We start from the raw sequence: 9658 nt of genomic DNA on the forward strand, positions 1-9658 counted from the left end.
GTTGGACCGGCGACGGCCCGGGCCACGACCGTAGAGCCATGATCCAGTACCGACGCCTCTTCGACGCCCCCGGCAGCGCGGCCTTCACTGCGGGCAGCGTGCTCGCGCGGCTGCCGATGGCGATGGCCGGAGTGAGCCTGATCGTGATGATCTCCACGGTCCGGGGGTCGTACGCGCTCGCGGGCGCCGTGTCCGCAACCGGCCTGGCGGCGGGCGCTGTCGGGGCGCCGCTGATCGCCCGGTTCGTCGACCGGTACGGACAGGCGCGGGTGGCCGTGCCCGCCACGCTCGTATCGGTGACGGCCGGGCTGCTGCTGGTGCTGCTGGTCCGTGAGGACGCGCCGACGTGGACGCTCTTCGCCGCCTACGCCGGCTCCTCCGCGTCCCCGAACACCGGCGGCATGGCACGGGCCCGCTGGGCGCACCTCTACCGCGACAGGCCTGAATGCCTCCACGTGGCGAACTCTTTCGAGCAGGTCGCCGACGAGGTCTGCTTCATGGTCGGGCCGGTGCTCGCCGCCTTCCTCGGCACCGCCGTCTTCCCGGAGGCCGGCACCCTGGTCACGGAGGTGCTGCTGCTCGCCGGGGTGCTGCTCTTCGTGGCGCAGCGCCGGACCGAGCCGCCGGTCCAGCCCCGGCAGCCAGGGCGATCGGTCCGTATGCCGGGGCTGGCCGGGGTGGTCGGCACTTTCCTGTGCACAGGGATGATCTTCGGCTCGATGGAGGTCACCACGGTCGCCTTCACCGACACGCACGGCCACGCGTCGGCGGCGGGGGTCGCCCTGGCCCTGCAGGCCGCCGGGTCCTGCGTGGCGGGCCTGGTCTACGGGCTGGCCCGGCCGGGTGGGACGGCGGCCGGGCGCTTCGTCGTCGGGGTGGGGGCGATGGCCGTACTGATGGGACTGCCACTGCTTGCCGGGGCGTCCGGAAGCGTGGTGGCCCTGTCGGCGGCGCTCTTCGTGGCGGGCAGTGCGACCGCGCCCACCATGGTCAACGGCATGGCCCTGGTCCAGGAACGGGTGCCGGCCGCGCGACTCAATGAGGGCATGACGCTCGCCGTCACCGGCATCCTGGCCGGCATCGCCGCCGGGGCGGCCCTCGGTGGCACGGTCGCCCAACGCCTCGGCCCCGGCGCGGGTTGGGGGTACTGCATACCCTTCGTGGCCGGCGCGCTGGCGCTGGCCACGGCGCTGACGACCTCGCCGCGCAGGTCAGTCGGCGTAGACGGTGAGGACGGCGCCGTCCACCTCGATCCGGCGGGGGGCGGGTCACTCACACCGGCACAGGGCGGCCAGACATCGCCGGAAGAGCTCCATCTCCTCGCCGTCCAGCACGGCGGCGGCAAGGTCGAGAAGGCCGGCGATGCTGTCGTCGGTGAGCACTTCGGGCAGTTCCCCGGAGAGCAGGACAACGGATTCGCCGGTACGGCCCCGGACGACGGCTGTGGTGGGTCCACCATGCACGAACAGCACAATTCCCCTCGCACCGGAGGGGTCGTGCGGCTCACGCACCTCGGGCGGATTGAGACCGTCGCCGAGGTCAAGGCCATCCTCAAGACCGCCGTCGACAGCGCCGACTACGCACCCGACGTCGCCGTGCACCGCCACTTCGACGGCGGCTGGCGCTGACCAGCCGAAAAAACCGGGCTGAAAAACGAAGAGGGCCCTGCCGGAATCGGCAGGGCCCTCGTCGTACATGGGATGAGTGGAGATGGCGGGAATCGAACCCGCGTCCTGTGGTGCAGAAACAGGGCTTCTCCGAGCGCAGTCCGCTGTGCTTTTCTCGGCCCCGGCAGTCACGCGGACAAGCCGCCGACGGGCCCAGCCACTGTTTGGTTTCCCACTGTGCCCCGTGGCCGGGCTCAGTGGTTTAGTTCCCTAGTTGACGCCAGGAACCGGGTCGGGAACACTCCCGGGCTGACGCTCCTTAGAGCTTTGCCTTAGCTGCTAATTAGGCAGCGAGGGCGAAAGCGGAGTTATCGCTGTTGGAATTGGCGATTATTTTTTGCGACATATGGTTTACGAGATCATTGCCGCTTCCTCGGCTCGCTTCCCCTGCCTCGACATCCCCAGTCGAAACCGATCATCCCCATGTTGTTTTTTCAAGGTGCGACCACCGTCGCGGGCGGCTGCTGTTCCCATCATACGTGGGGAACGTACTCCGGTGCCAACGTATTCCCCCGGGTCAGCGGGCGCGCTCGCGCCGCTTCACCGCGGAGATCGCGCGGTCGGTCTCACGGCGGTCCTGCTTCTCGCGCAGGGTCTGCCGCTTGTCGTACTCCTTCTTACCCCGGGCGAGGGCGATCTCGACCTTCGCCCGGCCCTCCTTGAAGTAGAGGGCCAGCGGCACGATGGTGAGGCCGCTCTCCTGGGTCTTCTGGACCAGCTTCTCGATCTCCGCCCGGTGCAGCAGCATCTTGCGCTTGCGCCGCGCCGAGTGATTGGTCCAGGTCCCCTGGGTGTACTCGGGGATGTGGACGTTGTGCAGCCACGCCTCACCGCCGTCGAGCTGCCCGAAGCCGTCCACCAGGGAGGCGCGACCCTGGCGCAGCGACTTGACCTCGGTGCCGGTCAGCACCAGACCGGCCTCGAAGGTGTCGAGGATGTTGTAGTCATGCCGCGCCTTCTTGTTCTGCGCGATCAGCTTGCGACCCGTCTCTTTAGCCATAGCGGGCCCATTCTCGCACTACGGAGGGGTGCCGAGGCCACTCAATACTTCGCGGGCTTCCGCCTCCGCGTCCTTGCCCGCCGCGACCTCGACATCGGGCTCGACGCCCACCCCGTCGACGCTGCGCCCGGCGGGGAGCTTGTAGTGGCCGACGGTCAGCTCGGCGACCGAGCCGTCGGCCAGCCGGCTGGGCATCTGGACGGATCCCTTGCCGAAGGTGGGGCTGCCGATGACCACCGCGCGCCCCCGGTCCTGCAGGGCGCCGCTGAGCAGCTCGGCGGCGCTCATGGTGCCGCCGTCGACCAGCACGACGAGGGGGGTCTCGGTGTCGCCGCCGTCGTCCGCGTACAGGGCGCGCTGGGTGCCGTGGACGTCGTACGTGGCCACCAGGCCGCCGTCCAGGAAGGCGGAGGCCACCGAGACGGCCTCCGCGACCAGGCCGCCGGAATTGCCGCGCAGGTCGAGCAGGACGCCGTCGGTGGCGCCCTTGAGGGCCTGGCGGACACGCGTGCCGACGCCCTTGGTGAAGGCGTCGATCTTGACGTACGTGATGCGGTGCGGGAGGTGCTGCACGATGACGGTCTCGGTCGGCAGCAGGGCCCGGCGCAGGTCCGCGTCCCACGCGTGGTCACCGCGCAGCAGGCCGAGCCGTACGGGGGTGCCCGCCGCATTGCTGCCGCGCAGCCTCGACACGACCTCCGTCACCGGGCGGCCGGTGACGTCGACGCCGTCGATGGCGGCCAGTTGGTCGTCGGCCTGGATTCCGCCCTTGGCGGCGGGGCTGTTCTTCTGCACGCGGGCGACGTCTATCCGGCCGTTCTCCTCGCGCCGTACCCAGAGGCCGACGCCGACGTACCGGCCGTCGAGGGACTGCTGGAAGCCTTCGTACTCCTGGGCCGTGTAGAAGGCCGACCAGCGGTCGCCGCTGCGGCTGACCAGGGCTTCGGCGGCCTTCGAGCCGACCTTGCCGTCGTCGATGGCGGCAGCGATCTCGTCGGTGTCGGCCACCGAGCCCGCCGCGAAGGGGGTGCTCCGGGCCGGCTTCCGCTGACCGCCCTGCGCCGCGTCGCCCCAGGAGCCGGTCGCGGCCCCGGTCGCGAGCACGGCCCCGAACACCAATGTCAGGGCTGCCCCGCGGCGGATGCGGCGGGGCCTCCCGGACATCGACAGTCTGAGCACGACGGGCAGTCTAGGCCAGAAGCGGGTGCTATACGGCAAGTTGGAAAGTTGACCGTAAAGCACCCTTGACTGCGGCGACAATCAGACCTTGAGGTACTTGCGCAGTGCGATGAACGCGGCGAAGGCCGGGATCAGCACGCCCGCCAGGAAGACCAGCGGCAGCACCGAGATGACATCGCTCCAGCCCAGGAAGTCGATCAGGGTGATCTTCTGGGAGAGGGCGAGGCCGTGGTCGATCAGGAAGTAGCGGCCGATCAGCAGCATGACGCTGGCCAGACCGGCGCCGACGATGCCCGCGAAGGCCGCCTCCATGATGAACGGCATCTGGATGTAGAAGCTGGACGCACCGACCAGCCGCATGATCCCGGTCTCACGGCGACGGCTGAAGGCCGAGATGCGGACCGTGTTGACGATCAGCAGCAGCGCGATGGCGAGCATGAACACCACGACCGCCCAGGCGACATATGTCATGCCGTTAAGGAGGTTGAAGAGGTTGTTCAGCAGCTTGCGCTGGTCCTGGACCTCCTGGACGCCGGCCCGGCCGTTGAAGGCGCTGGCGACGACGTCGAACTTCGTGGGGTCCTTCAGCTTGACCCGGTAGGACTCCTGCATCTGGTCCGGGGTGAGCGAGTCGACCAGCGGGGAGTCCTTGAACTGCTCCTTGTAGTGCTTGTACGCCTCTTCCGCCGACTCGTAGTAGACGTGCTGGACGACGGGGAGCTTGTTCAGGTCCGCCAGGATCTGCTTCTTCTGCACGTCCGTGACGGCGCCCTTGGTGCAGTTGGGGTCGCTCTTCGCGTCGTTCTTGTTGCAGAGGAAGATCGAGACCTGGACCTTGTCGTACCAGTAGCCCTTCATCGAGCTCACCTGCTTGTTGGCGAGCACCGCACTGCCGGCCAGGGCGAGCGAGAGAGCCACGGAGATGATCACCGCGAAGGTCATGGTGAGGTTGCGCCGGAGACCGACGCGGATCTCCGAGAGCACGAACTGGACGCGCATGATGTCCTTTCGGAAGGCTGACGAGTCGTACGGCTGCAGCTGCCGCTAGTGCTGGTAGCCGTAGACGCCGCGCGACTGGTCGCGCACCAGCCGCCCCTTATCGAGTTCGATGACGCGCTTGCGCATCTGGTCGACGATGTTCTCGTCGTGGGTGGCCATCACCACGGTGGTTCCGGTCCGGTTGATCCGGTCCAGGAGCCGCATGATGCCGACCGAGGTCTGCGGGTCCAGGTTTCCGGTCGGCTCGTCCGCGATCAGCAGCATCGGGCGGTTGACGAACGCGCGGGCGATCGCCACTCGCTGCTGCTCACCGCCGGACAGCTCGCCCGGCATCCGGTCCTCCTTGCCGCCGAGGCCGACGAGGTCGAGGACTTCGGGGACCGTCTTGCGGATGGTGCCGCGCGGCTTGCCGATGACTTCGAGCGCGAAGGCCACGTTCTCGGCGACGGTCTTGCTGGGGAGCAGCCGGAAGTCCTGGAAGACGGTGCCCAGTTGGCGGCGCATCTGCGGCACCTTCCAGTTGGACAGCCGGGCCAGGTCCTTGCCGAGCACGTGCACCGCGCCGGTGTCCGTACGCTCCTCGCGCAGGATCAGGCGCAGGAAGGTGGACTTCCCGGAGCCCGAGGAGCCCACCAGGAAGACGAACTCGCCCTTCTCGATCTCCAGCGAGACGTCCCGAAGTGCAGGACGGTTCTGCTTGGGGTAGGTCTTGGTGACATTGTCGAATCGGATCACGTTCGCACTCCGGATACAGGGGAACGGAGGCGACCTTACGCGAATGGCGTTGACAAGCGCAGTCCGCGTCCGGGGTTGGTGGGTTTATTCACCGAGCGTATGGGGACGAATCAGGCATTGGCCTCATATGTCACTGTGCGGAGTCGTGGGGAATCCTGTGGGCCGCGCCGAACGGCCCGGAACCTGGCACAGTGGATGGTGATTCCCGAGGAACCCCCAGGGCTCCTGGCGCGTTGGACGGACAAAGGAGGAGCCGCATGACCTGCGATCATCTGGTGTGCGCCAACTGCGCCGGCCCCGTCAGTGAAGGCCGCTGCGCGGTCTGCCGTGCCGAGCGCGCCCGCCTCCACCAGGACAATCCCTTCGCGTCCCTGACCCCCGCGACCCTGATAGCACTGCTGGTGGCGCTGCTGGCGGTCGTCTGGGCCGTCCACGAGGCCGCGGCGGTCTGAGCCCGCCGACCACAGCCGTACACACGTAAAGGGAGGACCCGGAGCGCCTGAGCGCTCCGGGTCCCTTTTATGCCTTTACTTTATGCCTTTACGCGTTCGGTCAGGCGGCGATGTTGCCACGGCCGGCGACCAGGCGCGGCATCAGGCGGAAGCCGATGCCACCGGCGATCATCGTCGCGGCGCCGACCAGTAGGAAGACGGTCTCACCCGCGCCGGTCTCGGCGAGCTGCGACTTGGTGTCACCCTGGGTGACGACCTGGGACGAGCTGGCGTTGTCGGTGCCGGTGTTGTTCGCGCAGCTCACGCTGTCACCGCTGAGGGTACAGGTGCTGGTGTCGCCGCCGGTGGTGGAACCGGAGGAGGACGAACCGCCCGTCGAGCCGGAGGACGAGGAGCCACCGCTGCTCGAAGAACCGGAGCTGGACGAGCCCGAACTCGAGGAGCCGCTGCCCGACGAGCCGGAGGAGCTGGTGTCACCCGTGGTGGAGGTATCACCGGTCGTGCTGGTGCTACCCGTGCTCGAGGTGTCACCGGTGGTCGACGTGCCACCCGTCGAGGACGTGTCGCCCGTCGTGGAGGTGTCACCGCCAATGCTGATGCCACCGCTGATCGAGGCGTCGCCCGTCGTGCTGGTGTCACCGGTCGTGCTGGTGCTACCCGTGCTCGAGGTGTCACCGGTGGTCGACGTGCCACCCGTCGAGGACGTGTCACCCGTGGTGCTGGTGTCACCGGTCGTGCTGGTGTCACCGGTCGTGCTGGTGTCACCGGTCGTGCTGGTGTCACCGGTCGTGCTGGTGTCACCGGTCGTGCTGGTGTCACCCGTGGTTCCGTCGGTCGTGCCCGAGGTCACGCCGGAGGTCGTACCGTCGGTTTCGCCGCCGAGGTCGACCGCGGCGGAGATGCCGTCGCTGCCGATCCCGACATTGATGCCGACGGCCTGCGCGGCGCCGGCGGCCGTCAGCGAGGCGCCTCCCGCGATCACGACGGCGGCGGCTATGCGAGCCATCCGCAGTCGCGTGTTCTTCTTGCTCATCTGGCAACTACCCCCAGTAGCTGATTAGTCAACGGAGCAGCGTGCACAGGGGAGCTTCCATACGAGGCGCGCGAGTATTCGGACCATGTGACGGTCCGCTCGCCCCCGTTCGCTCACGCCCCCGTTCATACGCGTGCCGCGCCTCAGCCTTCCCACTTTTCACAGTTGCGTCAAGGCCATTGCACACGTAATGCCTGAATTGGCGTGCTATGCCGCCCACTTACTTATGGGGCTGTGACCTAAAGCGGCAACTGCCGCCCGATGGGCGGCAGTTGCCGGAGTGCGATATGCGCCGGAAGACGCCGGTTCAGCCGCGTGCGGCCTGTTCCTGCTGCTTGCGCCAGCGAATGCCCGCTTCGAGGAAGCCGTCGATGTCGCCGTCCAGGACGCCCTGGGGATTGCCGACTTCGTAATCGGTGCGCAGGTCCTTGACCATCTGGTACGGATGCAGGACGTAGGAACGCATCTGGTTACCCCACGAGTTGCCGCCGTCGCCCTTGAGGGCGTCCATCTTGGCCTGCTCCTCCTGGCGGCGGCGCTCGAGGAGCTTGGCCTGCAGGACGTTCATGGCGCTGGCCTTGTTCTGGATCTGCGAGCGCTCGTTCTGGCAGGAGACGACGATCCCGGTGGGGATGTGCGTGATCCGGACCGCCGAGTCGGTGGTGTTGACGCCCTGGCCGCCGGGGCCGGAGGCGCGGTAGACGTCGACGCGCAGCTCCGTCTCGTCGATCTCGACGTGGTCGCTGGTCTCGACGACCGGCAGCACCTCGACACCCGCGAATGAGGTCTGGCGGCGGCCCTGATTGTCGAAGGGCGAGATCCGGACGAGCCGGTGCGTGCCCTGCTCGACGGAGAGCGTGCCGTAGGCGTACGGCGCCTTGACGACGAAGGTGGTCGACTTGATGCCGGCTTCTTCCGCGAACGAGGTCTCGTAGACCTCGGTGCCGTAGTTGTGCCGCTCGGCCCAGCGCAGATACATGCGCTGCAGCTGCTCGGCGAAGTCGGCGGCGTCGACGCCGCCCGCCTCGGCGCGGATGTTGACCAGCGCCTCACGCGCGTCGTACTCGCCGGACAGGAGGGTACGGACCTCCATCTCGTCCAGCGCCTTGCGGACCGAGGCCAGCTCGGTCTCCGCCTCGGCCTGGGCCTCCGGGTCGTCCTCGTCCTCGGCGAGCTCGAACATCACCTCGAGGTCGTCCAGGCGGGAGCGCAGCACCTCGACCTTGCGTAGCTCCGCCTGCAGGTGCGAGAGCTTGCTGGTGATCTTCTGCGCCGCCTCCGGGTCGTCCCACAGCGACGGCGCCGCGGCCTGCTCCTCGAGCACGGCGATGTCGGCCCTCAACTTGTCGAGGTCCAGGACGGCCTCGATCGACCCCATGGTCGATGAGAGGGACTTCAGCTCTTCGGATACATCCACGACTGCCACGCCCCCAGCCTACCGGCTGCCCGCCGGACCCGAGCCTGTCGTGCCGCCCACCGGGCCCGGGGCCGGGGTCACAGCAGGGGCGGCGCCGGCTCCGCGCCGGCGGATTCCGCCGCGCGTTGCAGGGCGCTGGCCAGCAGCGCCAGGTCGGTCGGCCCGTTGCCCAGCTCTCGTACGGGGCGGCGGGTGGGCGGGTCACCCATGCGCTCCCACTCCAGGGGGACGACCGTCGGCCGCAGGGTCGCCGTACGCGGGATGCGGGCGCTGACCCGCCCCGTCTGAAAGGTGGTGACGGCGCCGCCGGGTCGCAGCAGGTAGCCGCGGCCGGGGACGGAGTCGTCGAGGCCGGCGGGGTCGTCGAGGTGGACGAGGAGGGACGCGGATTCCGCCTCCTCCGTGCGGAGGGAGATACGCAGCCGGGCCGCGTCGTCCGCGTCCGTACCGGTCGTGCGCTCGGGGCGGCCGGTGGCGGCGACGAGGTGGACGCCGAGGCGTTCGCCGTCCCGGGCGACGGCTTCCAGCGCGCGGACCACGGAGCCGGCGGCGGGCCGTCCCGTGCTGCCGAGGGCCGGGGCGACGAGGGCGTCGAAATCGTCGACGAGGACCACGAGGCGGGGCAGCGGGGTGGCGATGCGGGTCTGAACCTTCAGCGCGCCCTGGGAGGAGGGCTTGCGGCCGTCGCTCGCCCGGGCGGCGGTGCTCTGGCGGGGGACGACGGCGCGGCGCTGGGCGTGCCACTGGGCGAAGTCGGCGCCGTCGAGGAGGACGTCGCGCCGCTTGAGCTCGGCGCCGAGCGCCTGGGCGAACTCGCGCATGCGCAGCGGGTCGGAGGCGGGCAGATAGGTCGAGACATGGGGCAGGTCGGTACAGACCCGCAGACCTTCGCCGCGCTCGGTGCCGGCGCCGTCGACCAGGACCAGGGCGAGGCGGTCCGGCCGTTCGCCGGCGGCCAGGGCGGCGGCGAGGGAGCGGAGCAGCTCGGTCTTGCCGGAGCCGGGCGCGCCGCCGGCCATGAGGTGTGGGCCCTCGGAGACCAGATCGATGACGACGCGGCCCTCGGGCCCCGCCCCCAGGACCGCCGTCGCGGCGCCGCCGGCGAGCCCCGCCTCGCCCCAGCGGGCGGCGACCTTGGCCGGGGTGGCGAGGGCGAGGTCCAGCTCGTCCAGCAGC

At 69.3% G+C, this 9658-nt stretch carries 9 protein-coding genes and 1 other RNA gene; 2 read left to right on the plus strand and 8 right to left on the minus strand.

The window, feature by feature from the left end; all coding sequences use genetic code 11:
- Positions 1 to 38: 38 nt before the first annotated feature.
- Positions 39 to 1628, plus strand: a complete 1590-nt coding sequence (locus EFK10_RS38075; RefSeq protein ID WP_206305747.1) for an MFS transporter — start codon at positions 39 to 41, stop codon at positions 1626 to 1628.
- A 74-nt stretch (positions 1629 to 1702) separates the two neighbouring features.
- On the opposite strand, the gene ssrA is transcribed toward EFK10_RS38075, so the two are convergent.
- The 5 genes from ssrA to ftsE all read right to left on the minus strand — a co-directional run bounded on the left by ssrA (position 1703) and on the right by ftsE (position 5580).
- Positions 1703 to 2090: a transfer-messenger RNA gene (gene ssrA, locus EFK10_RS38085) on the minus strand.
- Positions 2091 to 2184: 94 nt separating this feature from the next.
- The gene (gene smpB / locus EFK10_RS38090; protein WP_127360230.1) at positions 2185 to 2667 is read right to left on the minus strand and encodes an SsrA-binding protein SmpB; all 483 of its coding nucleotides are present in this window, start codon (positions 2665 to 2667) and stop codon (positions 2185 to 2187) included.
- An 18-nt stretch (positions 2668 to 2685) separates the two neighbouring features.
- A complete protein-coding gene (locus tag EFK10_RS38095; protein ID WP_127360238.1) occupies positions 2686 to 3831 on the minus strand; it encodes a S41 family peptidase in 1146 nt (381 codons plus the stop codon).
- A gap of 96 nt (positions 3832 to 3927) precedes the next feature.
- Positions 3928 to 4845, minus strand: coding sequence for a permease-like cell division protein FtsX (gene ftsX / locus EFK10_RS38100; protein WP_127360231.1), 918 nt, complete (start codon positions 4843 to 4845; stop codon positions 3928 to 3930).
- A gap of 45 nt (positions 4846 to 4890) precedes the next feature.
- Positions 4891 to 5580, minus strand: coding sequence for a cell division ATP-binding protein FtsE (gene ftsE, locus EFK10_RS38105; protein ID WP_127360232.1), 690 nt, complete (start codon positions 5578 to 5580; stop codon positions 4891 to 4893).
- 257 nt (positions 5581 to 5837) lie between these two features.
- Between ftsE and EFK10_RS38110 the strand changes: the two genes are divergently transcribed.
- Positions 5838 to 6032 carry a hypothetical protein gene (locus EFK10_RS38110; RefSeq protein WP_127360233.1) on the plus strand — a complete coding sequence of 65 codons (195 nt, stop codon included), beginning with the start codon at positions 5838 to 5840 and terminating at the stop codon, positions 6030 to 6032.
- A 100-nt stretch (positions 6033 to 6132) separates the two neighbouring features.
- Here the strand turns inward: EFK10_RS38110 and EFK10_RS38115 are convergent, their stop codons facing one another.
- The 3 genes from EFK10_RS38115 to EFK10_RS38125 all read right to left on the minus strand — a co-directional run.
- On the minus strand, positions 6133 to 7065 hold the full coding sequence (locus tag EFK10_RS38115) for a hypothetical protein (protein WP_127360234.1): 933 nt from the start codon (positions 7063 to 7065) through the stop codon (positions 6133 to 6135).
- Between the two features lie 307 nt (positions 7066 to 7372).
- Positions 7373 to 8491, minus strand: a complete 1119-nt coding sequence (gene prfB / locus EFK10_RS38120; RefSeq protein WP_127360235.1) for a peptide chain release factor 2 — start codon at positions 8489 to 8491, stop codon at positions 7373 to 7375.
- 68 nt (positions 8492 to 8559) lie between these two features.
- A partial coding sequence (locus EFK10_RS38125) for an FtsK/SpoIIIE domain-containing protein (RefSeq protein ID WP_265737590.1) occupies positions 8560 to 9658 on the minus strand: 1099 nt, incomplete at its 5' end.

Origin of the sequence: Streptomyces soli, from assembly GCF_003999195.1 — a bacterium.
Taxonomy (GTDB): domain Bacteria; phylum Actinomycetota; class Actinomycetes; order Streptomycetales; family Streptomycetaceae; genus Actinacidiphila; species Actinacidiphila soli.

Coding starts and splice junctions, on each gene's coding strand:
- EFK10_RS38110 (WP_127360233.1), top strand. CDS start 5,838: ATGACCTGCGATCATCTGGTGTGCGCCAACTGCGCCGGCCCCGTCAGT.
- EFK10_RS38115 (WP_127360234.1), bottom strand. CDS start 7,065: ATGAGCAAGAAGAACACGCGACTGCGGATGGCTCGCATAGCCGCCGCC.
- smpB (WP_127360230.1), bottom strand. CDS start 2,667: ATGGCTAAAGAGACGGGTCGCAAGCTGATCGCGCAGAACAAGAAGGCG.
- EFK10_RS38095 (WP_127360238.1), bottom strand. CDS start 3,831: ATGTCCGGGAGGCCCCGCCGCATCCGCCGCGGGGCAGCCCTGACATTG.
- EFK10_RS38075 (WP_206305747.1), top strand. CDS start 39: ATGATCCAGTACCGACGCCTCTTCGACGCCCCCGGCAGCGCGGCCTTC.
- ftsX (WP_127360231.1), bottom strand. CDS start 4,845: ATGCGCGTCCAGTTCGTGCTCTCGGAGATCCGCGTCGGTCTCCGGCGC.